This is a genomic window from Teichococcus aerophilus (genome assembly GCF_014490485.1).
Lineage (GTDB): Bacteria > Pseudomonadota > Alphaproteobacteria > Acetobacterales > Acetobacteraceae > Pseudoroseomonas > Pseudoroseomonas aerophila.
Map to the genome: position 1 here is coordinate 1 of NZ_JACTVA010000055.1, position 23641 is coordinate 23641.

The following is a 23641-nucleotide window of genomic DNA, read 5'->3' on the forward strand; positions in this document are numbered from 1 at the left end:
TCGAACACCGGGTGGGCGGCCAGGGGCGGTGCCGGCTGGGCGGGCGCGGCGGCCGGCAGCAGCGCGGCCAGCAGCAGGCCCAGCGCGCCGGCGATGCGCCTCACGGCAACGGCCCGATGACGAAGGCGCTCTCCGGCGTCGCCACCAGGCCCCAGAGCAGGCTGAGGGCGACGGCCAGCACCATGGCGCCCAGCAGCGCGCGCGTCTCCTCGCCCCGCAGGCGGGTGCCCATGGCGGCGCCGAACTGCGCGCCCGCCACGCCGCCGATCAACAGCAGCAGCGTCAGCACGATATCCACGCTGCCGGTGCTGACCGCCTGCAACAGCGTCACGTTGGCGGCGACGAACACCACCTGGAACAGCGAGGTGCCGATGACGACGGAGGTGGGCATGCCGAGCAGGTAGATCATCGCCGGCACCAGCATGAAGCCGCCGCCGACGCCCATGACGGCGGAGAGCACGCCGATGCTGAAGCCGACCAGCAGCGGCGGAATCACCGAGATATAGAGCCGGGACTTGCGGAACCGCATCTTGAAGGGCAGGCCGTGCATCCAGAAATGCGCGTGCAGCCGCTTCGGCTTGGCGCCCTTCTGGCGGCGGCGCAGGATGGCGCGCACGCTCTCCCGCACCATCAGCGCGCCGACGCTGCCCAGCACCACCACGTAGAAGATGGACACGGCGAGGTCGACCTGCCCCTGCCTTCGCAGCCAGGCGAATAACTGTACGCCGAGGAAGCTGCCGGTGAAGCCGCCCGCCAGCAGCACCCCGCCCATCTTGAGATCGACATTCCCCTTCCGCCACTGCGCGATGAGGCCGGAGACGGAGGCACCCAGCGTCTGGTTGGCGCCCGACGCGACGGCGACGGGGGAGGGGATGCCGATGAGGATGAGGATCGGGGTCAGCAGGAAGCCGCCGCCGACGCCGAACATGCCCGAAAGCCAGCCCACGCCAAAGCCGATTCCCAGCAACAGCAGGGCATCCACCGACATCTCAGCGATCGGCAGGTAGACCTGCATCGCGCATTCCAGTGCAGTTCGGGCCGAGGAGAGGCGGGGATCGAACCCGCCCGGGAGGGGTCGTCAGAGGAGGCGTTCAGGATTCGCGGAGAACGTCACCCAAGGGACATTCGAAATACGGCAAGTCTTGGGCTAAAGGCAGCCGTGGCAGTGCCTTTCGACAGCATTTCCCTGCATCGTTATGGAAAAACCACGATGGCCGCGACCCGCCGTGCCCTGCTGTCCTCCGGCCTCGCCGTGGCGCTCGCCGCGCCGGCCCTGCGCCGCGCCGCCGCGGAGGCCGCATCCCGCCTCGCGCTGCTGCATGTGAACGACTTCCATTCGAAGCATGAGGGGGTGGATGCCGCCTCCGCCGCCTGCCGGGCGGACCGCCCCTGCATCGGCGGCAGCGCCCGGCTGGCCACCGCGCTGGCGGAGGGCCGCGCCGCCATCGCCGCCGATGGCCGCGCGCTGTTGCAGCTCGATGCCGGCGACCAGTTCATGGGCAGCCTGTTCTACACCGCGCATCACGGCCTGGCCGAGGCCGCCGTGCAGCGCGCCATCGGCACCGGGGTGATGGCGCTGGGCAACCACGAGTTCGATAACGGGCCAGGCGTGCTGGCCGGCTACGCCGCCGCCGTGCCCTTCCCGCTGCTCTCCGCCAACCTGGACACGAGCCGGGAGCCGTTGCTGGACGGGCGCATCCGGCCCCATGTGGTGCTGGACAGGGGCGGCGCGCGCATCGGCATCATCGGCCTGACGACGGAGACGACGCCGCAGGGTTCCTCCCCCGGCCCGACCCTGCGCTTCACCGATGCCTTCGCCGCCGCCGAGCGCAGCATCGCCGCCATCCGCGCCGGCGGCCCGGCCACCATCGTCATCCTCTCCCATCTGGGGCTGGGGGTGGACCAGGCGCTGGCGGCGGCCGTGCCGGGCATCGACCTGATCGCCGGCGGGCACAGCCACACGCTGCTGGCCAACGGGCTGACCGGCGCCGCCGGGCCGCACCCGACGCTGGTGGAGGGGCGGGACCGTACCGTCCGCATCGTGCAATCCGGCTGCCATGGCCGCTGGCTCGGCCGGCTGGACCTCGATCTCGGCGCCGATGGCCGCATCGCCGCGCATGCCGGCGCGGTGCGGGAGATCACGCCCGACATCGTGCCGGACCCGCAGGTGGCCGCCATCGTCGCCCGCTACGCCGCGCCGCTGGCCGAGTGGCGGGCGCGCCCCGTCGGCCGCCTGGCGGTGCCGCTGAGCATCGAGCTGTGCCGGGAGGCCGAGTGCGCCCTGGGCAACCTGCTGGCCGACGCCATGCTGGCGGCCGAGCCGCAGGCTGAGATCGCCCTGACCAATGGCGGCGGCCTGCGCGCCAACCTGCCGGCCGGCACCGTCAGTTGGGGGGACGTGCTCTCCCTCGTCCCGTTCTCCAACACCCTGGCCACGCTGACCCTCCGCGGCGGCGCGCTGCGCGCGGCGCTGGAGAACGGGCTCTCGCAACTCGACCGCAAGGGCGGCCGCTTCCCGCAGGTCGCCGGGCTGAAGGTGGAGTACGACGCGGCCGCGCCGGCCGGGCGGCGCATTCGCACAGTCGAAGTGCGCCAGGGCGACCGCTTCGTGCCGCTGGAGCCGGACCGCGCCTACCGCATCGTCACCAACAATTTCATGCGCCAGGGCGGGGACGGCTATGCGGCGCTGAGGGATGACGCGCTGGAGGCCTATGACAATGGCCCGGCGCTGGAGGACATGCTGGCGGCGTACCTGGATGCGCGACCCGGCCTGTCCGTCGCGGTGGAAGGGCGGCTGGTTTCTCGGTGAGGCGGGCCAGGGGCGCTGCCCCCGGACCCCGCTGGGGTGGCGGTGCCACCCCAGCCTCCGCCGCCCGTTGGGCTTTCGAAGCTGTTGTTTTTCCAAGAGTCGGGGGTTTTTGGTGGTCCAGGCCTCGGCTTTGGGAGGCCATAAGGCTTCTTTGAATGCGCTTTGCGCCAGCGTATCGCCTCGGCGCCGCACGGCGACAAAACTGGACAGCTTGGTCCGGGGTGGACTTTCCACCCCGGCCAGAGGGTCCAGGGAGGGCGCCACCCTCCCTGGCCACGGGCAAGCCAGCGCAGGCTGAGCCGTCGCAGTGGCATCCTTGTTCTGAAGCAAGTGCGATGCCATCTCGGCCTGCATGAATATGACGACACAAGATCCGATCGGCTGGCACGGCACCACCATCCTGTGCGTTCGCAAGGATGGGCGCGTGGCCATGGCCGGCGATGGCCAGGTCAGCCTTGGGCAGACTGTGGTGAAGAACAATGCGCGCAAGGTTCGGCGCATTGCGAATGGCAAGGTGGTCGCTGGCTTCGCCGGGGCCACCGCCGATGCTTTCACGCTGCTGGAACGGCTGGAAGCGAAGCTGGAGCGTTTTCCCGACCAGTTGGAGCGGGCAGCGGTCGAACTGGCAAAAGACTGGCGGACGGACCGTTACCTGCGGCGGCTGGAAGCGCTGCTGGCGGTGGCGGACAAGGACCGCTCCCTGCTGATCACCGGCAATGGCGATGTGCTGGAGCCGGAGGATTCCATCATCGGCATCGGCTCCGGCGGCAACTTCGCCCTGGCCGCCGCGCGGGCGCTGATCGACGTGGAGGGCATGACGGCCGAGGACATCGCCAAGAAGGCCATGACCATCGCCGCCGATATCTGCGTCTACACCAACGGGCGCTACGTGCTGGAGACCATCTGAATCATGACGACTGATGCCGTGAACCTGTCTCCGCGCGAGATCGTCTCCGAGCTCGACCGCTTCATCATCGGCCAGAACGACGCCAAGCGTGCCGTGGCTATCGCGCTCCGCAACCGCTGGCGCCGGCAGCAGCTGCCGGAGAGCATGCGCGAGGAGGTGGTGCCGAAGAACATCCTGATGATCGGCCCCACCGGCTGCGGCAAGACCGAGATCGCCCGCCGCCTGGCCAAGCTGGCCGATGCGCCCTTCATCAAGGTGGAAGCGACCAAGTTCACCGAGGTCGGCTATGTCGGCCGCGATGTGGAGAGCATCATCCGCGACCTGGTGGAGGTCTCCATCACCCGCACGCGGGATGCCGCGCGCAAGGACGTGCAGGCCAAGGCCGAACTGGCCGCCGAGGAGCGGCTGGTGACCGCGCTGGTGGGCGAGGGGGCTTCGGGCGAGACCCGCATGAAGTTCCGCCGCATGCTGCGCGAGGGCCAGCTGGAGGACAAGGAGGTCGAGGTGCAGGTGGCCGACCAGCCTTCCGGCACGCCGATCGGGATGATGGACATGCCGGGCATGCAGCCCGGCCAGATGGCCAACATCCAGGACATGATGGGCAAGATGTTCGGCAAGCAGGCCAAGGCGCGCAAGATGCACGTGCCGGAAGCGCGCATCGCCCTGACGCGGGACGAGGCCGACCGCCTGCTGGACAACGACAAGCTGACCCGCGACGCCATCGCGAACGCCGAGAATAACGGCATCGTCTTCCTGGACGAAATCGACAAGGTCTGCGCCCGTTCCACCGATGGTGGCGGCCGCGGTGCCGATGTCTCCCGCGAAGGCGTGCAGCGGGACCTGCTGCCGTTGATCGAGGGTACTACGGTCAGCACCAAGCATGGCCCGGTGAAGACCGACCATATCCTGTTCATCGCCAGCGGCGCCTTCCACATCGCCAAGCCGGCGGACCTGCTGCCGGAACTGCAGGGCCGCCTGCCGATCCGCGTCGAGCTTTCCGCCCTGTCGCGCGATGATTTCCGCCGCATCCTGACGGAGCCGGAACACAGCCTCGCCAAGCAATACGTGGCGCTGCTGGGGACCGAGGGGGTGACGCTGGAACTGACCGACGACGCCATCGATGCCGTGGCTGACCTGGCCGCCGACATCAATGCGCGCGTCGAGAATATCGGCGCCCGCCGGCTGGCGACGGTGCTGGAGCGGATGCTGGAGGAGATTTCCTTCAACGCCAGCGACCGCAACGGGGAACACCTGAAGGTGGACGCCGGCTACGTGAAGGAGAAGGTGGCCCCGCTGGCCGCCAGCGCCGATCTGAGCCGCTTTATTCTTTGAGGGTGGAGGAAGGCCGGGGAAGGAATTTCCCGGGCCCCTTCTTTTCTTTTTTCGAGTTTTTCGGGTGTGGCTGGGGGCAGGTCGGCCCCTGCATGAACCTGTGTCTGGGTTGCACCTGAGATTCATCGCGTCCGGCGACTGAAGTCCTGGCCTGCGCGGCATGTCAGTTTTGCCGGCGGCCGCGCCCAGTGTCCCAGTATTGGGTCTGCGCCGCCTTCGTGCTGGCACGAAACAGTCGGGCCGCGCCCCGGCAGAATCCTGAAGCAGTCTCCCGGATTCACCAGGCAGGCCGTCCGCCGCCCCGCCCCTGACGCCCGAACCCAGACTGACAAAAAGAAGATGGGGGCCTGGGGGAATTCTTTCCCCCAGCCTTCTCCCTTCTCCCCAAATTGGATTGCCGAACGGCCGCATCGTCCCAAGATGTGCTGCCGCTTCGGCTTGCCGCGCAGCCTGCCGGCTGCCGGAGCGTTGTTGATCGTGCGATCCATTGTCCTGGCGACGCCGCCAGGGACCATCGCCCTGCCAGGGACCGAACGACCATGACCGAGAACCTGCCCGCCACCCTCCCCATCCCGCCGCACGCGCAGGCGGAGCTGGATGAGGCCAGGCGGGTGCTGGAGGAGAGCTCGCTGGCCGCCAAGCTGGCCGGTATGGCCGGCACGCCGATCGAGGCGCTGCGCAAGCGGCTGCCGAAGATGGCGCAGGGCATGGTGGACAACGTGGTGCGCAAGGCGCTGGCCAATGCGCTCTCCGCCGCCACGCGCAGCGCGCCGGGCTGGACGCCGCCGGGGCTTTCCACCACCTGGATGCACCGGGGCATGGCGGCCGCCAGCGGCGCCGCCGGCGGTGCGTTCGGCCTGCCGGGCACGTTGATCGAGCTGCCGGTCTCCACCACGCTGCTGCTGCGGCAGATCGCCGCCGAGGCTGCGTCGGCCGGCGAGGACCCGACGGCGCCCGAGACAGGGGCCGAATGCCTGAAGGTGTTCGCGCTCGGCGGCCCGGGTACGACGGATGACGCAACCGAAACCGGCTACTTCGCCACGCGCCTTGCCTTGGCGCAGTTCCTGCCGAATATGAGCGCGGCGCTGCTGCCGGGCTTCATCGGCGCCATCGCGGCCCGCTTCACCGGCCCTTTGATGTTCAAGCTGGGGGCGCAGGCCGCGCCCGTGTTCGGCGCCGCCGCCGGCGCGGCGGTGAACCTGGCCTTCCTAGAGCATTTCCGCGCCCTGGGCCGCGCCCACTTCACCGTGCGGCGGCTGGAGCGGGAATACGGTGCGGTGAATGTCCGCTTGGCCTGGGGCCAAGGCCGCCCGGCGGCGCCGGTGGTGGAACTGCGCGCGGAAGCCGTCTGATGCGCCATGGCTTGCTGGCCGGCCTGGCTGTGGCCGGCTTGGCACTAGGGGCGGGCCCGGCCTGGGCGGCGGGCGACGAGTGCGGCGGCATCGAACCCGCCGATACCGCCTTCACCGCCGCCGAAGTCTCGCCCGGCCCGGCCCGGCTGTATTTCCTGGACAGCCCGCGCGCCGATTCCACCCGGGCCAATGCCTTTCTGGTGCCGGGCGATGCCGTCGTCCTCTCCCGCCAGCGCAACGGGTATGGCTGCGCGTCCTACCTGCACACCAGCGGCCGGGCGACCGCGGGATGGCTGCCGCTGGACGCGCTGCGGCCGGTGCCGGAGCAGCGGGACGTGCTGCCGACCGCCTGGGCCGGGCGTTGGAGCGGCCATCGCGGCCTGGAGCAGCAGGTGCAGATCCGCCCCCGCAGCGTCGGCCTGCTGCAGGTGGAAGGCACCGCCGGCGCCGGCCGCCCCGGCACTGGGCTGGCCCCGGCCGGCAACGGCACCCTGGCGGCGGAAGTGCAGCCGCAGGGCAACACCCTGGCCTTCAGCGTGGCGGCCGAGACCCCGCGCCGCGACCAGGGCGAGGCCTGCCGCGTCCGCATGCTGCTGCTGGAACCCTACCTGATGGTTCAGGACAACCATCGCTGCGGCGATCCCGGCGTCAGCTTCAGCGGCGTGTACCGGCGCGGGTGAGCGGGCGGGGCCGATCGGATGCGGCCAACTGCATTCCAGGACGGATCGACAGTCAGCATTGGGCGGAAAGGCCGGGGGAAGAATTCCCCGGGCCCCTTCTCCTTTCTGCGAGTTTCGGGGGTGGATGTGAGGGCGTCGGCCATTCTGGGCCCAGGCCGGTATTGCGCCGGCGGTTCATGATTTTCGGCGACTGGCGGCTTAGTCCAGGCGGCTCACGATCTTTTCCTATGGCGCACCTAGTCGCCCTGAAGCCTCAAGCCAACTGACAGAAAAAAGAAGGGGTTTCAGGGGAATTCTTTCCCCTGACCTTCTTCCCCGCCCCGGTTGAAATCCGATCGGCGCTAGGGCCGTTGTAACGGCCGGCTGACCATCCACGCGCTGGATAATGGCTGCCAATGCGTCCGGCCTACGCCCCTGCATGCGCCGGCACTTTTGCGTGCGCACCACCGCGGCCCCTTTCCGCCGCCGTGCCGCGCGGTTCAGATGACGCCGCCCCACGCCCAGCGATGCATGGGGCAGAACCGCATGCGGAACCTGCCGGATATGATGCCTCTTCGCCTGTCTTCCCTCTGTGCCGGGCTGGCCATCGCCGCCGGCTTCGCGCTGGCTGCGCCCAGCCCCGCCCTGGCGCAGGACAATGCCTGCTACGGCATCGCCACCACCGACAACGCCCAGGGCTTCGTGCTGGCCGAGGTGAAGGCCGGGCCGCGCCGGCTGTATTTCCGCGATTCGCCGGAGGGGGCCTCCACCCAGTCCCAGGCCTTTCTGGTGCCGGGGGACCGCGCGGTGCTCAGCCGCAGCAACGGGGCGTATGGCTGCGTCACCTTCCTCAACCCGCGCGGCCAATCCACCAGTGGCTGGCTGCCGATCGCGGCGCTGGACCTGCTCGCCGCCCCGCCGACGCCGCCACGCGAGGCCTGGATCGGCCGCTGGCAGGGCGCCCGCATCCTGGACCAGGCCATTGAGATCGCCCCCCGCAAGGGCCCGAGGCTGCACGTCACCGGCAGCGCCACCTGGGGGCGCGCGGACCCCGAGCGCGTGGCGCGCGGCGGCATCAACAGCGGCTCCGTCCTGGCCGATGCGGTACCCGAAGGCGCGCTGCTGCAGTTCGCCGAGAGCGACAACGAAGGCGAGACCGTGCCCTACGAAGCCGGCAATCCGCTGAACTGCCGCATGCGCGTGGTGCTGCTGGGCGCCTACCTGGCCGTGCAGGACAATTTGCGCTGTGGCGGCATGAATGTGAGCTTCAGCGGCGTGTACCAGCGGGCACGCTGAGGGCATGGCCGGGTTGGGGAAGGCCGGGGAAAGAGTTCCCCATCAAACCTATAGGTTTGATCCTTCTTTTACTTTTTCGAGTTCTTCGGGTGTGGCTGCTGAGAGAGGCGGTCTTGAGCGAAGGCTGGGTGCGCCGGAGGTCCTGGACCTCCGGCGACTGACGGTTCAGCCCTTGTGGCCCATGATTAAAATCATCAAGCAGCGTCCGCTCTCAGTGCTGCAGCGCCAGGCCAAACTCGCAAAAAGAAGATGGAGCCTGGGGAATTCCTTCCCCGGCCCTCCTTCACCCGAAAACCCTGGAGTGGAGGACCGTCAGAACCGCGGGCGCGGGCTTTCCACGCCGCCGGGCATGGCGGCGCCGTTACGGCGCATGCATTCGCGGTAGGCCTGGGTTTCCGCCACCCGCATCTCGTAGCCCACGCGGTTCTCGTTCGCCCAGTTGCCCAGGTTGCGCTGGCGGCTGAGATTCACCACGGCCGGGTCGTTGCGGGCTTCGGCGCGGCAGGCGCGCTGCATCGGCGTATCGGGGATCAGGTCCGGCGCCGGCGCGGTGTTGCTGGAGCAGGCGGCCAGCAGGACGAGGGCCAGGCAGGGCAGGAAGCGTAGGGTGGTGGTCATGCTGTGGCCTCCAGCCAGTCTTCGATCAGCCGGCGGGCGATCGAGTCCAGGCGCGGCAGGCTGAAGCCCAGTGCCGCGTGGTTACGCAGGTCGTCCCGGCTGAACCAGCGCGCGTCGCGCAGCTCGGCGGGGTCGATGGTGATCGCGTCGCTCAGGCCTTCGGCGTGGAAGCCCAGCATGATGCTAGCCGGGAAGGGCCAGGGCTGGGAGGAGTGGTACCAGGCCTCGCCGACATGCACCCCGGTCTCTTCCAGCACTTCGCGGCGCACCGCTTCCTCCAGGCTTTCGCCCGGTTCCACGAAGCCGGCGAGGGTGGAGTACATGGTGGTGTTGGGGAAGCGAGTGGAATGGCCCAGCAGGACCTTGTCGTCCTTCACCACCAGCATGATCACGGCCGGATCGGTGCGGGGGAAATGCTGGGCGTTGCAGACGGTGCAGGCCAGGGCGTTGCCGGCGCTGCGCGGGGCGCAGGCACCGCCGCAGACGCCGCAGAAGCGGTGGCGCACCCGCCAGTGCAGCAGGCCGCGCGCGTGGGCCAGCACGCTGGCCTCCCCGGCGGGCAGCAGCCCGGCTACGCCGCGCAGGTCGGAGAAGCGTCCGAAGCCATCGGGCAGCAGCGGCAGCGGGTCCTCGGCGCCGGAGCAATCGACGGCGAAGACGGGGCGGCCGTCCCACAGTCCCAGCAGGGCCCAGGGCCCATCGGCCATGCGCACGGCGCCGGCGGCCTCGGCGGAGAGCAGCACCGCTTCGGGGTGGCCCTCCTCGACGCCTTTCATCAGGCTCTGGTTCCGCCAGACAGGCACGAAGAGTGCCTCCGGCGAGGAGAGGGCGGCTGTGACGAAGGCTTCGTCGTCCCGCTGGCCGGAAACTCGGTCAAGCGGGCTGCCGGTGTAGGCATTGGGGCGGCTGGCGGGGACGGACAACATGCGGGCGCGACCCTGCCACGCGACCGGCGGCGGGGCAATGGCAGCCGCCATCCGGCCGGGCGTATCCGGCCGCCCAAGCCGCCGCTTCGATTGGCGGGCGGGACCCCCCTTGCGGGGGAGGGGGGGCGGCATGGTATTGTGCCCGCGGAAGGTTGGTGGCGGACAGGCGTCTCGCCAACCCGGTCAGGTCCGGAAGGAAGCAGCCGTAACGAGCTCTCGCTTGGGTCGTTTCATCGGCCTTCCACCTTCAGCACGCCATCTGCCGGTTGGCGGCATCCCGGCCCCTCGGGGCCCTACTCCGGATCTTGCCGCGCGCCATGAGCAGTGATCTCTCCGACGACATGCCCGATGCCTCGCTGCCCGAGGCGCCCGCGCCCGAAGGCCCCGGCCTGTTCGGCGATGCGCCGCCGCCCGTGCCTGAGGGCCCAGGCCTGTTCGTGGAGGAACCGGCCGCCGCCGCGCCCGCCGCGCCGGTGATGGCCGAGGCGCCTTCCACCCCCTACCGGGTGCTGGCGCGGAAGTACCGCCCGCAGAATTTCGATGAGGTGGTGGGCCAGGATGCGCTGGTGCGCACCCTGCGCAACGCCTTCGCGCAGAACCGCGTGGCGCATGCCTTCATGCTGACCGGCGTGCGCGGCGTGGGCAAGACGACCACGGCCCGCATCATCGCCCGCGCGCTGAACTGCGTGGGGCCGGATGGCAAGGGCGGCCCGACCGCCAGCCCCTGCGGCGTCTGCGCCGAGTGCCAGGCCATCCTGGCCGACCGCCACCCGGACGTGCTGGAGCTGGACGCCGCCAGCAACAATGGCGTGGATAATATCCGTGAGCTGCGGGAGGCCGTGCGCTACCGCCCGGCCCGGGCGCGCTTCAAGGTCTATATCCTTGACGAAGTGCATATGCTGTCGACCGCAGCATTCAACGCATTGCTCAAAACACTCGAAGAACCGCCGCCACAGGTAAAATTCATCTTCGCCACGACCGAGATCCGCAAGGTCCCGGCCACCATCCTTTCCCGCTGCCAGCGCTTCGACCTGCGCCGGGTGCCGCAGGAGCAGCTGCGCGGCTACTTCACCGATATCGCGGGGCGGGAGCGCATCCCGGCGGAGGAAGAGGCGATCGCCATGATCGCCCGCGCCGCCGATGGCTCGGTGCGCGACGGGCTCTCGCTGCTGGACCAGGCCATTGCCCAGGCGGCGGGGGCCGAGGGCGGCATCCAGGCCTCGAGGGTGCGGGACATGCTGGGGCTGGCCGACCGCTCCCTGTTGCTGGACCTGCTGGAAGGTGCCTTCCGCGGCGACATCGCCGCCGTGCTGGCCACGATGGACCATGGGCATGAGCGCGGCGCCGACCCCGGCGTGGTGCTGGCCGACCTGTTGGAACTGACCCATACGCTGACGCGCCTGCGCGCCGTGCCGTCTCTGCGCCAGGACCCCTCCCTGCCGGAGGCCGAGCGGGTGCGTGGCGTGGCGCTGGCCGAGAAGCTGTCCATTCCCGTGCTGGGCCGTGCCTGGCAGGTGCTGCTGAAGGGCATTTCCGAGGTCGCCGATGCGCCGGACCGCCGCGCGGCGGCCGAGATGGTGCTGATCCGCCTGGCGCATCTGGCCGATATGCCGACACCGGGCGACCTGGTGCGCCGGCTGACCGAGAGCGGCGCCACGCCGCAGATGGCGGCCGGGCCTGCCGATGGTGCCGCCGCCCCGCGCGGTGCGCCCGCCGCCAGCGCCCATACCGGGACGCATTCCGGCGGTGCCACCCGCGCCGTGGCCAATGGCGCGCCGGTGGCGATGGCCGAGGCCCCGGCGCTGTTGCCGCAGCCGCGCGCGTTCCGGGAGCTGGTGGCCCTGGCTTCCGGCCGGCAGCCGATGCTGCATGCCCACCTGCTGCACAGCGTGCATCTCGTCGATTTCGCACCCGGGCGGCTGGAGTTGCGGCCGATCCCGGAAGCGCCGCGCGACCTGGCCGGGCAACTCACCGCCTTCCTGCAGGAAGCCACCGGCACGCGCTGGACCATCACCCTCTCCAATGCCCCGGGCGAGCCGACCCTGGCGGAGCAGGGCCGCCACGCGGCGGGCGAGCGGCTGCTGATCGCCCAGTCCCACCCGATGGTCCAGGCCATCCTGCTGGCCTTTCCCGGCGCCAAGGTGGAAGGCGTGCATGACGAAAGCCTGGACGATTACGGCCTGCCGGCCCTGGACCTGCCCGCCGACAGTGACGATATGGGGCCTGAGTTCGCACCGCTCGACGCCGAATCCGTCGATCTCGACGACCTCTAGGGCAGACCCGCTGCAACCCGATGCGGCGGCCACGCTCTAACCTGTTGATCGCGTGATTCAGGTCTCCGGTTGATCCGGCCCCGGGATGATCACGCACCAGGGCGGTCCGCTGCGGAAAGACGCAGCCGGCATGCCCTGGGCCTGTATTTGGTTGTGCCCCAGGTGGATCCGGCCTGGGGCGTCATGCGCCAGGATGCACCGTTGCGGTGCGCCCTGGTCACTCTGTCTCAACGCGCGTATCCGGCCTTCCGGCGGATCCGCCCCCAGGCCACGACGCTCAAGGAGCACCCATGAAGAACCTCGCCGGCATGTTGAAGCAGGCCCAGCAGATGCAGTCCAAGATGCAGGATATGCAGGCCAAGCTGGACGCCACCCTAGTCGACGGCGCCGCCGGTGGCGGGATGGTGAAGGTCACGCTTTCCGGCAAGGGCGACCTCAAGAAGCTGACCATCGACCCCTCCCTGGTGGACGCCGAGGAAAAGGAAGTGCTGGAGGACCTGATCGTCGCCGCGCATGCCGATGCGAAGCAGAAGGTCGAGGCGATGATGGCCGAGGAAATGCAGAAGGCCACCGCCGGCCTGAACATCCCCGGCATGGGCGGCGGGCTGCCCGGCGGCTTCAAGCTGCCTTTCTGAGCCGCCGATGAACCCACCTGATTTTGGCGGCCCGGCGGGCGACAACGCCACCGATCAGGTGGACCGGCTGATCGCCCTGTTGGCCAAGCTGCCCGGCATGGGGCGCCGCAGCGCCCGCCGGGCGGCGCTGAAGCTGCTGCGCGACCCCGGCGGCCTGATGCTGCCGCTGGCGGATGCCATGCGCAGCACCGCCGAGGCGGTGCGCCCCTGCCGCATCTGCGGCAATCTGGACACCACCGACCCCTGCCGCATCTGCACCAGCCCCAGCCGGGACCAGGACGTGCTCTGCGTGGTGGAAGGCGTGGCAGACCTCTGGGCGCTGGAGCGCGCCCGGGTGCATCGCGGCCTGTACCACGTGCTGGGCGGCGTGCTCTCCGCCATCTCCGGCGTCGGGCCGGAAGACCTGCGTATCGAGGCGCTGCTGGCACGGGTGGGCGCGGGCGAGATCGGCGAGGTCATCCTGGCGCTGCCCGCCACCGTCGATGGCGCCACCACCGCGCATTACCTGCACGACCGGCTGCGGTCCTCCGGCGTCGTGGTGACGCGGCTGGCCCAGGGCGTACCGATGGGCGGCGCGCTGGACGTGATGGATGACGGCACGCTGGCCGCGGCCCTGAAGGCGCGTCGGCCGGCTTGAGGGTGGTGGGCAGTCTTGAAGGCTGGGGGAAGGAATTCCCCCAGGCCCCCATCTTTTTTCTGTCAGTTTTTGGGGTGGTTTGAGGGGCTGCCGGTTTGGGGCGGTGCCCAGTCGGTTGTTGCAAGCCTGCCGGTCATTTGGCAGCCACGCCTTATGGCGGCAGTCTCGCTGGATCATCATGTCTGGCCGGCGCCATCGGGTGCTGGTGACAGAAGGTCCGGCTATGCCCGAAGATATTGAATGATTCTTCTCGGTGCTCGATGCCGGTGCCTATTTGCGCCTGATGTCCGTGACCTCCGGCGAGCGCCTGCGGCCCGTCCATCCTTCGGCTTGGCGCTAACCTCTCGGCTCGCGGCACAGTCCTAGAGGTTGTTTCAGAAGTCTGCTGGCTGAGAGCGCGGTCGGAATCTTTCGTGCCAGCGCGGAGGTGGCGCAGGCCCAATGCAGGGATATTGGGCCAAGCCGCCAACAAAGCTGGCGCGGAAAAGACCGCCGCGCCCGACCCGGCAAGCTTTTGAGACAGTCTCTTCACTCCCAGAAAAAAGATGGGGTCCGGGGAATTCCTTCCCCTGCCTTCTCCCCACCCGTCTTTAATCGCCCCGCTCGTCAACCGAAGCCCGCGCGGATCGCTTTCCTTCCTATGGACCACAGGCCGGGAACCCTGAGCATGCCAGCACGTCGGACTCTTCTCACCGCAGCCACCATGGGGGCGGCGCTGTTCGCCACCGCGGCCTCGGCGCAGCCTGCCAGTGGCGGCGCGCCGGGCCCCTTGCCACGGAATGAGGGCGGCAATGGCCGCTGGCGGCCGCCGCAGCGCATCGGCATGGGCGGCGTGGCGCTGGGCAATGGCCTGAAGATCATGACGACGGAGGCCGACGCGCTGGGTGCCATGCAGGCGGCGTGGGATGGCGGCATCCGGCTGTTCGACACCTCGCCCTGGTACGGGCTGGGCGTCAGCGAGCGGCGGATGGGCGTGTTCCTGCAATCCAAGCTGCGGGACGGCTTCACCCTCTCCACCAAGGTGGGGCGGGTGCTGGAGCCGGATGCGAAGATGGGGCTGCGCGACGATGTGGGGAACTGGCGCAACGCGCCGCCCTTCCGCTACCGCTACGACTACACCGCCGACGGCACGCGCCGCTCGATCGAGGACAGCCTGCAGCGGCTGGGCGTCGCCCGCATCGACATCGTCTATATCCACGATCTCTCGCCCGACAACGCCGACATGGGCGACAAGTGGCGGGAGCAGTTCGAGGTCGCCCGCAAGGGTGCCATCCCCGCGCTGGAGAAGATGAAGGAAGAAGGGCTGATCAAGGCCTGGGGCCTGGGGGTGAACCGCCCCGACCCTATCCTGGCCACGCTGGAAGTGGCGGAGCCGGATATCTTCCTCGCCGCCACGCAGTACTCGCTGGCGGATCATGAACAGGCGCTGAAGGGTATTATCCCTGCCTGCGCCGCCAAGGGCGTCTCCCTCATGGTCGGCGCGCCGCTGAACGCCGGCTTCCTGGCGGGGCGGGACCGCTTCAACTACGGGCCGGACATCCCGCCCGCCATGCGCCAGAAGCGGGAAAAGCTGCTGGCGGTGGCGAAGCGCCATGACACCGACCTGCGCGTGGCGGCCCTGCACTTCCTGGACGCGCAACCCGTGGTCTCCTGCAGCATTCCTGGTGCCCGGAACGCCCAGCAGGCCCGCCAGAACGCCGATGCGCTACGCACGCGCGTGCCGGCGGATTTCTGGGCGGAACTGAAGCGGGAGAAGCTGATTTCGGCGGAGGCACCGGTGCCGGCGTGAAGAAGGCTGGGGGAAGGAATTCCCCCAGGCCCCCATCTTTTTTCTGCGAGTTGGGGTGGGCTGGAGCGTCCGGGTGGTTGGATAAGTTCGTTGGTGCCTCGGGCTTATCCACTGCGTCCAGTTTTCACATACCGCTTTGCCGGAGGGTGCCGGTCAGATCACGGGCATTGATGATTTTAAAATTCTGGCCTGGCATGGACGCGATCGCCTGAGACTTTGGCCTTGGGTGCAACCCGGCGTTCAGCGCACCGCACCAACCAGACGCGCTCCCAAACTGACAGAAAAAGATGGGGGTTCGGGGGAATTCCTTCCCCCGACCTTCTCCAAACGCCCGGCCTTCTCCAAACGAAAGACGCCGGGGAGAAGCCTCTCCCCGGCGTCGTCTCTGTTCCGTCCCTGAATGGGGGAAGGCTTAGCCGAGGCGTTCGCCGTGCAGCGAGACGTCCAGGCCTTCGCGCTCTTCTTCCTCGGTCACCCGAAGGCCGATGATCACGTCGACGATCTTCAGCAGGATGAAGGTACCGATGGCGGTGAACACGAAGGTCGCGGCCACGGCGTAGACCTGGATCATGAACTGGCTGAAGCTGCCGGAGATGCCGGCCGGGTCGGCCGTGGTGCCGGAGAGCGGGCCGTAGGCGAACACGCCGGTCAGCAGCGCGCCGACGATGCCGCAGACGCCGTGCACGCCGAAGGCGTCCAGGCTGTCATCGTAGCCACACCAGTGCTTGAGCGCGGTGGCGCCCCAGAAGCCGGCGAGACCGGCGACCAGGCCGATGATCACCGCCGGCACCGGCAGCACGAAGCCGGCGGCGGGGGTGATGGCGACCAGGCCGGCCACGGCGCCGGAGATAGCGCCCAGGACGGAGGGCTTGCCCTTCGTGATCCACTCGGCGAACACCCAGGCGAGCGTCGCGGCGCCGGCCGCCAGCTGGGTCACCAGCATGGCCATGCCCGCGCGGCCACCGGCGGAGCCGGCGGAGCCGGCGTTGAAGCCGAACCAGCCCACCCACAGCAGGCTGGCGCCGATGACGGCGAAGGCCAGGTTGTAGGGGGACATGTTCTCGGTGCCGAGGCCTGTGCGCTTGCCCAGCACCAGCGCGCCCACCAGGCCGGCGACACCAGCGTTGATGTGCACGACCGTGCCGCCCGCGAAGTCCAGCGCGCCGAGGGCGAAGATCCAGCCATTCGGGTGCCAGACCCAGTGCGCGACCGGCGCGTAGATCAGCAGGGACCACAGCACCGCGAACACCACCAGGGCGGAGAACTTGATGCGGTCCGCCCAGGCACCGACGGCGAGGGCCGGCGTGATGATGAAGAACGTCATCTGGAACATGACGAACACGGTTTCGGGGATGGTGAAGGCCACCGCGCCGTCGCCGCTGCCCAGGCTAAAGGGCGCATCCCAGTTCGCGGCGATGCCGGAGAGGAACAGGCGGGAGAAGTCGCCGAAATAGGCGCCGCCTTCGCCGAAGGCGATGGAGTAGCCGGCCACCATCCAGACGACGCTGAGCAGCGCGGCCAGGAAGAAGGACTGCATCAGCGTGGCGAGGATGTTCTTCTTGCGGACCATGCCCGCGTAGAACAGTGCCAGGCCGGGGATGGTCATCATCAGCACCAGGGCGGTGCTGGTGAGCATCCAGGCGGTATCGCCGGAATTCACAGTGGGCGCGGCATCCTGCGCCAGGGCAGGGCCTGCCAGCAGCAGGGCGGGGAGAAGGGCGGCAGCGCCACGCGCCTTCGCCAGGGCCGTACGCATCGGCTTCGGTTCCGTTGTCATAAGGTTGAGGACCTGCGGCATCAGAGGGCCGAGTCGTCGGTCTCGCCGGTGCGGATGCGCAGGGCGCGCTCCACATCCAGCACGAAGATCTTGCCGTCGCCGATCTTGCCGGTGCGGGCGGTGGTGGCGATGGCCTCGACCACCGCTTCCACTAGGTCGCCTGGTACGGCGACCTCTATCTTCAGCTTGGGCAGGAAGGAGACGTGGTACTCCGCGCCGCGGTAGATCTCGGTCTGGCCTTTCTGCCGCCCGAATCCCTTCACCTCGGTCACTGTGAGGCCCTGCACGCCGAGCGGGGTGAGCGCTTCGCGCACCTCGTCCAGCTTGAAAGGCTTGATAATCGCCATGACCAGCTTCATGCGGCGCGGTCCCCTCTTGCTTCCGTCTCGCCTGGGGAGAGCTATGCGAATGCCGTGCCACAGGTAGCCGCCAGGGCCGTGGCGCTGGCGCGGCCTTGGCAACGAAGCGTTACGGAGGCGGCGGCGTGGTGGCGGGATGCGGGATGCCTTTGGTTTCACCAGGAGGAACAAACCGTACCTGCACAAAATTTGGGCGGATGCCGCCCGCCCTGCGCGCTGCCCCCGCTTCGCCCCTCGCATCGGCGACCCCGGCGCGGCACAATGCGGGGATGAGCGAAGAGATCGATGTCTGCGTCATCGGGGCCGGCCCCGTGGGTGCCACCCTGGCCACCGTGCTGGCCACGGCGGGGGTGAAGGTGGCGGTGGTGGACGCCGCGCCGCTGCCGCCGATGGAGCGGCCGGAATTCGACGGCCGCGCCTATGCCATCGCCGCCACCAGCCGCAACCTGCTGCAAGCCGCCGGGGTGTGGGACGGGCTGCCGCAGACCCCGGGGCCGATCCACCGCATCCGCGTGCTGGATGGCCAGCCTGGCGAGCCCGCCAGCCGGCTGGGCCTGGATTTCGACGCGGCCGACATCGGCGGCGACCCTTTCGGCTGGATGGTGGAGGCACGGGCGCTGCGCGTCGCGCTGAATGCCCGCATGGATGCGCTGGCGCATCTGCAAGTGCACGCCCCGGCGCGGGCCGAGGTCACGCGGGATGAAACCGGCGCCACCATCCGCCTTTCCACCGGCGCGGTGCTCAAGGCGGCGTTGGTGGTCGGCGCCGAGGGCCGCAACAGCCCGCTGCGCCGGCAGGCCGGCATCGGCGCCACCCGCTTCGACTACCACCAGATGGGCATCGTCGGCGCCATCGCGCACGAGCTGCCGCACGATCAGGTGGCGCTGGAGCAGTTCCTGCCGAACGGCCCCTTCGCCCAGCTGCCGATGACGGGGACGGAGGAGTACCCGAACGTCTCGGCCATCGTCTGGACCGAGAAGCGCCGGCTGGCCGAGCGCTTCCTGGCCATGCCGGACGACGCCTATGGGCGGGAGATCGAGCGCCGCATGGGCACGCATCTTGGCCGCGTCACGCCGATCGGCCGCCGCTGGTCCTATCCGCTGACCGCCATGAACGCCACGCGCTACGCCGATACCCGCCTGGCCCTGGTTGGGGATGCGGCGCACGGCATCCACCCGATCGCCGGCCAAGGGCTGAATCTCGGCTTCCGCGACGTGGCCAGCCTGGCCGAGCTGCTGATCGAGGCCGTGGCCGCCAACCAGGACCCCGGCGGCGCCGGCCTGCTGGCCCGCTATCAGGCGGACCGCCGCCCGGACGCGTTGCTGATGCTGGGCGCGACCCATGCGCTGGAGCGGCTGTTCGGCAACAGCCTGCCGCCGCTGCGGCTGGCCCGCCGGCTGGGCCTGGCCGCCGTGCAGCGCATGCCCACGCTGAAGCAGTTCTTCGCCCGACGGGCGATGGGCTTTACCTCCTCCACCGGCGGGCTGCTGGCGGGACGGGGGGTTGCGGCGGCGGATTAAGGTTGGGGGAGGGAACTCCCTAAGCCCCTTTTTCTGCGGTGTTTGGGTCGGGCTGGGCGGCCAAGCTCCGTGCGGGTGTTGCCGGCAGGTGAGACCCAACAGATCAAAACGAAGAAGAGGGGTTTCGGGGGAGAATCCATTCTCCCCTGACCTTCAGCCCGCCAGCCCTACAGCTGAGGATTATCGAAGAACGGCCGCCGGTACGCCGCCAGAGCCTGCCGCAATTCCCCAGCCAGCTCCGCGGCCTCGGCTTCCGACAGGTAGGCGCCGATGCGCATGCGCTGGCCGCGTTGCACCAGGGCGAGGCCCTCCCGCTCCGTCCATTCCACCTGGGCCCAGTAGGCGTCCATGCTGGCCTCGGTCAGCCGGCCGCGCGCATCGGTTCGGCGTAGCGTCAGGCGGCCATCTGCCAGGCGCAGCACCTCCCGCGCCCGCCCGGCGCGGCGGTGGTGCAGCATCACCAGCCCCAGCGCCAGCAGCGACTCGATGCCGACGAAGCCGAACACCGGCCAGGCGCCGAGGAACAGGAACACCGCGCCGCCGGCGATGCTCCACCCCAGCGTGATGGTGGCGAGCAGCAGGAACAGCCCCCGGTGGAAGCTATGGCTGGGGGTGCTGACGGCCTCGAAGAGCACCGGCTCCGGCAGGAGCGCTGGCTCTGGCCCTGGGGTGGGGTTTGCCCGCATGCCGGGACAACATAGGGTGTCGGTAGCGCCGCCGCATCGCCCGCCCGCGACGTGGCAGGCGTGCGAGACCCTGCCAGGTAAGCATGACCCGTATCCGATCCTCCGCCACCCGCCGGCGCCCTGCCGCCGCCGCCGACTCAACTCCGCCGGATGCCAGCGCCGCCGCCACGCCGCCCCCACCCGCCGCCAGGGCCGCGCCGCGCAAGCGGACCGCTGGCAAGCCGCTGCATGGCTCGGCCGAGGCGCCCCGCCGTGCCCGCCTGATGAACGCCAAACAGGCCGGGGACTTCATCCGCGCCCTGGCCGACGCCAACCCGGCACCCGAGACCGAGCTGCATTTCAGCAGCCCCTATACCCTGCTGGTGGCGGTGGCGCTTTCCGCCCAGGCCACCGACGTCTCCGTCAACAAGGCCACGGCCACGCTGTTCCTGGAAGCCGACACACCGGAAGCCATGGTGGCGCTGGGAGAGGAAGGCCTGGCCCGGCATATCCGCAGCATCGGCCTGTGGAAGGGCAAGGCGAAGAACGTTATCGCCATGTCCCGCCTGCTGATCGAGCGGCACGGCGGCACCGTGCCGGCCGACCGCGCCGCCCTGGAAGCCCTGCCCGGGGTCGGCCGCAAGACCGCCAACGTGGTGCTGAACGTGGCCTTCGGCGAAGAAGCCATGGCGGTGGACACCCACATCTTCCGCCTGGGCAACCGCACCGGCCTGGCCCCGGGCAAGACACCCCGCGCGGTGGAAGACGCCCTGGTCAAACGCTGCCCGCCGGACCTGCTGCGGGACGCCCACCACTGGCTGATCCTGCACGGACGCTACGTCTGCAAAGCCCGCATGCCGGAATGCTGGCGGTGCGTGGCGATCGCCCTGTGCAATTACGGGGACAAGGTGCGGGTGCCACCGTCGCGGTGAGGCGGCTTTTTGAGTGGGAGAAGGTCGGGGAAAGAATTCCCCGGACCCCTTCTTTCTACGAGTCTGGCGAAGCGCATCGGGACTGAGAGCAGGCGCTTCTTGACGATTCTAGAGCAGTTCTCCATCAGTTGGACCCAACTGATGGCATAATTTTCTTTTTAAAACAAAAAGATAGAGAATTTGAAATGGGCCTGTGCGAACGGAACATGCTCTCATAAGGGGCCAACTGGGCTGAACCCTCAGTCGCCGCAGGTCCCAGACCTCCGGCGCACCAGCTGTCTCTCAAGCCCAACTCATCAGCAGCCCCGCGCACAAAACTTGAAAAAAGAAAAGAAGGGGCCCGGGGAATTCCTTCCCCGGCCTTCACCCCCCCCTCAAGCCTCCAGACGTTCAGCCACGACGAAGCGCCGGGATTCCAGCATGGCCAGCCGGTCGGCTGCCGAGTCCGTGCGGGCGAGGCAGAGGGCGCGCAGGCCGATGCCGACTCGGGTGCCGTCTGGCTGCTGCACCGGGCGGCCGCAGTCGATCAGGATATCCAGCGGCCCTTCGCCCGGGGGCACGGCCAGGGAGACGGTTTGCTCGCCATGGGCGGGCAGCAGGATCTCGATGGGCGGTGCGTTGGTGCTGCCGGGGCGGCGGGCTTGCAGGGCAATGGCCTGGTCCTGGGCGGGGGCGCGCAGGTCCAGCTCCAGCCGCAGGGCGCCGGCGAGGCTGGGGGCCAGGGCCAGGGAGAGGCGGGCGAGGCCGGGGCGGGTCCAAACGCCCCAATCTTCCAGCGAATGCCACTGGGCGCCGGCGCGGGCGGCTTCGGCCACGGCCATGTCCGGCAGCGGGCGGTAGCGGTCCAGCCGCCGCAGCGGCATGCGGCGGCCGGGTTGCAGCGGCAGGGGCGGCAGGGGCGGCGCGTTGTGCGCGAGGTTTTGCGCCGCTCGCAGGAAGTGGGTGGCGACTTCGGGCCAGGCGGGGCGCGGGGCGGCGGCGAGGGCGGCTTCGGCGGTGGCGAGCCGGGAGGGCTCGTCCATCAGGGCCCGTAATTGCGCGATCAGCGACGGCTCGGAGCCAGCCTGGAAGAAGATGAGCCCGGCGGGGCCAGCTTCCAGCAGGCCGGAATGGTCCGGCAGCAGCACGGGGCGGCCATGGGCGAGGCTTTCGGCCACCGCCAGGCTCCAGCCTTCGTGGTGGCTGTGGAACAGGGTGAACCGGGCGTGGCGGTAGAGGGCGGCCAGCACCGCGTCCGGCACGTCCTGCAACAGGTGCACGCGGCCGCGCAGGGCGGGTGCGTTCTCCAGCAGGTCCAGCGCCGCATCCGCGCCCCAGCCGGGGCGGCCGATGCAGACGAGGTCTGGCACCGTCTCGGCGCCCGGGCGGCGCAGCATTTCCAGCCAGGCGCCGAGGACGAAGCGGTGGTCCTTGCGGGCATCCAGCGGTGCCACGAAGACCACGAAGGGCCGGCCATGCCGTAGCGGCCGCGGGAGCAGGCTGCGCGATGGCGTGGCGAGGGCGGTGGGCAGCGTGCCGCCGGCCGAGGGGATGGCAGAATATGCCGCGGCGAGAGGGAGACCGCTGGATGCTAGTGTGGGGGAGGCCGGGCTGGTGGAGGCAGACATGCCGGATACCAAAGCGCCCGAGGCCGGACCGCCTGATGCAGGAGCGCCGGAGCCCGGATGGACGGATACCGAACCGGCAGATACCGGACCGGCAGATACCGGACTGGCGGACACCGAACCAATAGAGGCCAGGCCAGCGGAATCAGCGTCATCGGGCGCCAGGGCAGGGTGCGTCAGGCGTGGCGCGGCATCCAGCCGGACCACGGTGCCAGCGGGCAGGGTCAGCGGTTGCAGGCTGCGCGCGACGGCATCCGAGGCCAGCAACAGGCCATCGGCGTGCTGCGGCAGGGCAGCCAGCCAGCGGATCTGCGCCTGGGCGATCTCGGGCGGCAGTTGCTCGGGCACGGCCAGGGCGGCGGTGTCGCGCAGGAAGGGGATGAAGCGCAGCCCGCTTGCCTCCCGCGCCCGCCTTAGCGCGGCGAAATGCTGCGGGATGCCCCAGGCATCGCCCGGGCAGACCAGCGTGGCGGCCTGCGGCAGGGCGATCGGTGGCGCGGCCATGGCCTGGGCCAGTAGCGCCAGGGCTTCCTGCCAGTCCCATGCCAGGGCCAGCGGCGCGTCGGCGGCGGCCAGCAGATGGTCCAGCCGGTGGAACAGCCCGGCAGGAAGCCGTTGCCAGTCCAGCTTGCCCGGCGCCAGGGCGCACAGGGTCGGCGGCGTCGCGCCCAGCAGGGCACCGTGGGCGAGGTCGCGTTGCAGGCGGAAGGCGCCGGGGGGTGGCCGTTCCTCGGCCAGCAGGGCGGTGACCAGGTCGGTCAGATCCAGCAACAGGTCGGAGGCGGGGGGCGCGGGCTCCGCGTGGGCCTGCCAGCGGCGCCAGGCCGCGTCATCCCCGGGGGCCAGAGCGACGGCTCGGGCGAAGGCGGCCTCGGCGCCTGCGGCCCGGCCCAGCTTCGCCAGCGCCTGGGCGAATTGCTGTGCCAGGTCGGGGTCCTGCGGCCGGGCCGCCACGGCGGCCTGGTAGGCAGCGATGGACGCCTCGGCCTGACCGGCTTCCCCCAGGCAGAAGGCACGCTGGGCCATGACGCCGGCATTGTCCGGCTGCCGCATCAGCAGGGCGGTATAGACATCGGCGGCATCCAGCCACCGTCCCAGCTCGCGCAACTGCTCGGCCTCGCGCCGAAGGACCTCGGCCCTGTGATCCGACATGGTTCCCGCCATCCGCCAAGCCTTGGTTTTCCCGTGCGCGGTAACGGGGCGCAAGGGAATGCTCTCGGCACGCGCAATGTTTATCAATTTCTAAACGGCGGGTGGTGGGGAGGGAGGGCCCCGGAAGGAACTCTCCGGGCCCCTTCTGTTGTTTTTTCGCGTTTTTCAGGCTTGGCTGATCTCGGGCTGCCGAGAGACAAAGCCGGTTCGCGTAGGACGGCTGGACTTCAGGAGACCGGGGGGTGCAGCCCGTGGCCAGTGAGAATCACCCGTGCAAATCCGCCCTCGGCCCAAGGCGCCCGGCCAAACTCGCAGAAAAAAGAAGGGGTCCGGGCATTCATTCTCCGGCCTTCGCTCACTGCCCAAGCCATTTCCGTCGTTGCCCCGCGGCCTGCCCGT

The 23641-nt window shown here is 69.7% G+C and carries 19 protein-coding genes and 1 other RNA gene; 13 read left to right on the forward strand and 7 right to left on the reverse strand.

Features of this window, described 5'->3' with window-relative positions:
• Positions 1 to 100 precede the first annotated feature (100 nt).
• Positions 101 to 1015, reverse strand: a complete 915-nt coding sequence (locus IBL26_RS21410) for a sulfite exporter TauE/SafE family protein (protein ID WP_187786557.1) — start codon at positions 1013 to 1015, stop codon at positions 101 to 103.
• Between the two features lie 195 nt (positions 1016 to 1210).
• Between IBL26_RS21410 and IBL26_RS21415 the strand changes: the two genes are divergently transcribed.
• From IBL26_RS21415 to IBL26_RS21440, 6 genes are all read left to right on the forward strand, one after another.
• Positions 1211 to 2809: a bifunctional metallophosphatase/5'-nucleotidase gene (locus IBL26_RS21415; protein WP_187786558.1), complete on the forward strand. Its 1599-nt coding sequence runs from the start codon at positions 1211 to 1213 to the stop codon at positions 2807 to 2809.
• A 358-nt stretch (positions 2810 to 3167) separates the two neighbouring features.
• Entirely contained in the window at positions 3168 to 3716 is a 549-nt protein-coding gene (gene hslV, locus IBL26_RS21420; protein ID WP_187786559.1) for an ATP-dependent protease subunit HslV, read from the forward strand.
• Positions 3717 to 3719: 3 nt separating this feature from the next.
• A complete protein-coding gene (gene hslU / locus IBL26_RS21425) occupies positions 3720 to 5048 on the forward strand; it encodes an ATP-dependent protease ATPase subunit HslU (protein WP_187786560.1) in 1329 nt (442 codons plus the stop codon).
• A gap of 539 nt (positions 5049 to 5587) precedes the next feature.
• Entirely contained in the window at positions 5588 to 6400 is an 813-nt protein-coding gene (locus IBL26_RS21430) for an EcsC family protein (RefSeq protein ID WP_187786561.1), read from the forward strand.
• Positions 6400 to 7080: a hypothetical protein gene (locus IBL26_RS21435; RefSeq protein ID WP_187786562.1), complete on the forward strand. Its 681-nt coding sequence runs from the start codon at positions 6400 to 6402 to the stop codon at positions 7078 to 7080. The genes IBL26_RS21430 and IBL26_RS21435 overlap by 1 nt, the downstream gene beginning before the upstream one ends.
• Positions 7081 to 7623: 543 nt before the next feature.
• The gene (locus IBL26_RS21440; RefSeq protein ID WP_187786563.1) at positions 7624 to 8355 is read left to right on the forward strand and encodes a hypothetical protein; all 732 of its coding nucleotides are present in this window, start codon (positions 7624 to 7626) and stop codon (positions 8353 to 8355) included.
• Between the two features lie 312 nt (positions 8356 to 8667).
• On the opposite strand, the gene IBL26_RS21445 is transcribed toward IBL26_RS21440, so the two are convergent.
• Complete coding sequence (locus IBL26_RS21445) at positions 8668 to 8973, reverse strand: phosphoribosylamine--glycine ligase (protein WP_187786564.1); 306 nt, start codon at positions 8971 to 8973, stop codon at positions 8668 to 8670.
• The gene (gene nudC, locus IBL26_RS21450) at positions 8970 to 9899 is read right to left on the reverse strand and encodes an NAD(+) diphosphatase (RefSeq protein ID WP_187786565.1); all 930 of its coding nucleotides are present in this window, start codon (positions 9897 to 9899) and stop codon (positions 8970 to 8972) included. Before nudC ends, IBL26_RS21445 begins: the two co-directional genes overlap by 4 nt.
• A gap of 147 nt (positions 9900 to 10046) precedes the next feature.
• Between nudC and ffs the strand changes: the two genes are divergently transcribed.
• From ffs to IBL26_RS21475, 5 genes are all read left to right on the forward strand, one after another.
• Positions 10047 to 10144, forward strand: an RNA gene (ffs, locus tag IBL26_RS21455) — signal recognition particle sRNA small type.
• 72 nt (positions 10145 to 10216) lie between these two features.
• Complete coding sequence (locus IBL26_RS21460; protein WP_187786566.1) at positions 10217 to 12172, forward strand: DNA polymerase III subunit gamma/tau; 1956 nt, start codon at positions 10217 to 10219, stop codon at positions 12170 to 12172.
• A gap of 290 nt (positions 12173 to 12462) precedes the next feature.
• Positions 12463 to 12807 carry a YbaB/EbfC family nucleoid-associated protein gene (locus tag IBL26_RS21465; RefSeq protein WP_187786567.1) on the forward strand — a complete coding sequence of 115 codons (345 nt, stop codon included), beginning with the start codon at positions 12463 to 12465 and terminating at the stop codon, positions 12805 to 12807.
• A gap of 7 nt (positions 12808 to 12814) precedes the next feature.
• The gene (recR, locus tag IBL26_RS21470; RefSeq protein ID WP_187786568.1) at positions 12815 to 13444 is read left to right on the forward strand and encodes a recombination mediator RecR; all 630 of its coding nucleotides are present in this window, start codon (positions 12815 to 12817) and stop codon (positions 13442 to 13444) included.
• 667 nt (positions 13445 to 14111) lie between these two features.
• Positions 14112 to 15233 carry an aldo/keto reductase gene (locus IBL26_RS21475; protein WP_187786569.1) on the forward strand — a complete coding sequence of 374 codons (1122 nt, stop codon included), beginning with the start codon at positions 14112 to 14114 and terminating at the stop codon, positions 15231 to 15233.
• A gap of 412 nt (positions 15234 to 15645) precedes the next feature.
• Here the strand turns inward: IBL26_RS21475 and IBL26_RS21480 are convergent, their stop codons facing one another.
• Both IBL26_RS21480 and IBL26_RS21485 read right to left on the reverse strand, forming a co-directional pair.
• Positions 15646 to 16989 carry an ammonium transporter gene (locus IBL26_RS21480; protein WP_187786570.1) on the reverse strand — a complete coding sequence of 448 codons (1344 nt, stop codon included), beginning with the start codon at positions 16987 to 16989 and terminating at the stop codon, positions 15646 to 15648.
• A 41-nt stretch (positions 16990 to 17030) separates the two neighbouring features.
• Complete coding sequence (locus tag IBL26_RS21485; protein WP_007437055.1) at positions 17031 to 17369, reverse strand: P-II family nitrogen regulator; 339 nt, start codon at positions 17367 to 17369, stop codon at positions 17031 to 17033.
• Between the two features lie 269 nt (positions 17370 to 17638).
• On the opposite strand from IBL26_RS21485, the gene IBL26_RS21490 reads away from it, so the two are divergent.
• Positions 17639 to 18889, forward strand: a complete 1251-nt coding sequence (locus IBL26_RS21490; protein ID WP_187786571.1) for a UbiH/UbiF/VisC/COQ6 family ubiquinone biosynthesis hydroxylase — start codon at positions 17639 to 17641, stop codon at positions 18887 to 18889.
• A 167-nt stretch (positions 18890 to 19056) separates the two neighbouring features.
• Here IBL26_RS21490 and IBL26_RS21495 read toward each other — a convergent pair whose 3' ends face one another.
• Positions 19057 to 19524 carry a DUF2244 domain-containing protein gene (locus IBL26_RS21495; protein ID WP_187786572.1) on the reverse strand — a complete coding sequence of 156 codons (468 nt, stop codon included), beginning with the start codon at positions 19522 to 19524 and terminating at the stop codon, positions 19057 to 19059.
• Positions 19525 to 19838: 314 nt separating this feature from the next.
• Between IBL26_RS21495 and nth the strand changes: the two genes are divergently transcribed.
• A complete protein-coding gene (gene nth / locus IBL26_RS21500; protein ID WP_187786581.1) occupies positions 19839 to 20486 on the forward strand; it encodes an endonuclease III in 648 nt (215 codons plus the stop codon).
• 374 nt (positions 20487 to 20860) lie between these two features.
• On the opposite strand, the gene IBL26_RS21505 is transcribed toward nth, so the two are convergent.
• Positions 20861 to 23242, reverse strand: coding sequence for a glycosyltransferase (locus IBL26_RS21505; RefSeq protein WP_187786573.1), 2382 nt, complete (start codon positions 23240 to 23242; stop codon positions 20861 to 20863).
• Positions 23243 to 23641: the final 399 nt, after the last annotated feature.

Coding starts and splice junctions, on each gene's coding strand:
- IBL26_RS21410 (WP_187786557.1), bottom strand. CDS start 1,015: ATGCAGGTCTACCTGCCGATCGCTGAGATGTCGGTGGATGCCCTGCTG.
- IBL26_RS21415 (WP_187786558.1), top strand. CDS start 1,211: ATGGCCGCGACCCGCCGTGCCCTGCTGTCCTCCGGCCTCGCCGTGGCG.
- hslV (WP_187786559.1), top strand. CDS start 3,168: ATGACGACACAAGATCCGATCGGCTGGCACGGCACCACCATCCTGTGC.
- hslU (WP_187786560.1), top strand. CDS start 3,720: ATGACGACTGATGCCGTGAACCTGTCTCCGCGCGAGATCGTCTCCGAG.
- IBL26_RS21430 (WP_187786561.1), top strand. CDS start 5,588: ATGACCGAGAACCTGCCCGCCACCCTCCCCATCCCGCCGCACGCGCAG.
- IBL26_RS21435 (WP_187786562.1), top strand. CDS start 6,400: ATGCGCCATGGCTTGCTGGCCGGCCTGGCTGTGGCCGGCTTGGCACTA.
- IBL26_RS21440 (WP_187786563.1), top strand. CDS start 7,624: ATGATGCCTCTTCGCCTGTCTTCCCTCTGTGCCGGGCTGGCCATCGCC.
- IBL26_RS21445 (WP_187786564.1), bottom strand. CDS start 8,973: ATGACCACCACCCTACGCTTCCTGCCCTGCCTGGCCCTCGTCCTGCTG.
- nudC (WP_187786565.1), bottom strand. CDS start 9,899: ATGTTGTCCGTCCCCGCCAGCCGCCCCAATGCCTACACCGGCAGCCCG.
- IBL26_RS21460 (WP_187786566.1), top strand. CDS start 10,217: ATGAGCAGTGATCTCTCCGACGACATGCCCGATGCCTCGCTGCCCGAG.
- IBL26_RS21465 (WP_187786567.1), top strand. CDS start 12,463: ATGAAGAACCTCGCCGGCATGTTGAAGCAGGCCCAGCAGATGCAGTCC.
- recR (WP_187786568.1), top strand. CDS start 12,815: ATGAACCCACCTGATTTTGGCGGCCCGGCGGGCGACAACGCCACCGAT.
- IBL26_RS21475 (WP_187786569.1), top strand. CDS start 14,112: ATGCCAGCACGTCGGACTCTTCTCACCGCAGCCACCATGGGGGCGGCG.
- IBL26_RS21480 (WP_187786570.1), bottom strand. CDS start 16,989: ATGCGTACGGCCCTGGCGAAGGCGCGTGGCGCTGCCGCCCTTCTCCCC.
- IBL26_RS21485 (WP_007437055.1), bottom strand. CDS start 17,369: ATGAAGCTGGTCATGGCGATTATCAAGCCTTTCAAGCTGGACGAGGTG.
- IBL26_RS21490 (WP_187786571.1), top strand. CDS start 17,639: ATGAGCGAAGAGATCGATGTCTGCGTCATCGGGGCCGGCCCCGTGGGT.
- nth (WP_187786581.1), top strand. CDS start 19,839: ATGAACGCCAAACAGGCCGGGGACTTCATCCGCGCCCTGGCCGACGCC.
- IBL26_RS21505 (WP_187786573.1), bottom strand. CDS start 23,242: ATGTCGGATCACAGGGCCGAGGTCCTTCGGCGCGAGGCCGAGCAGTTG.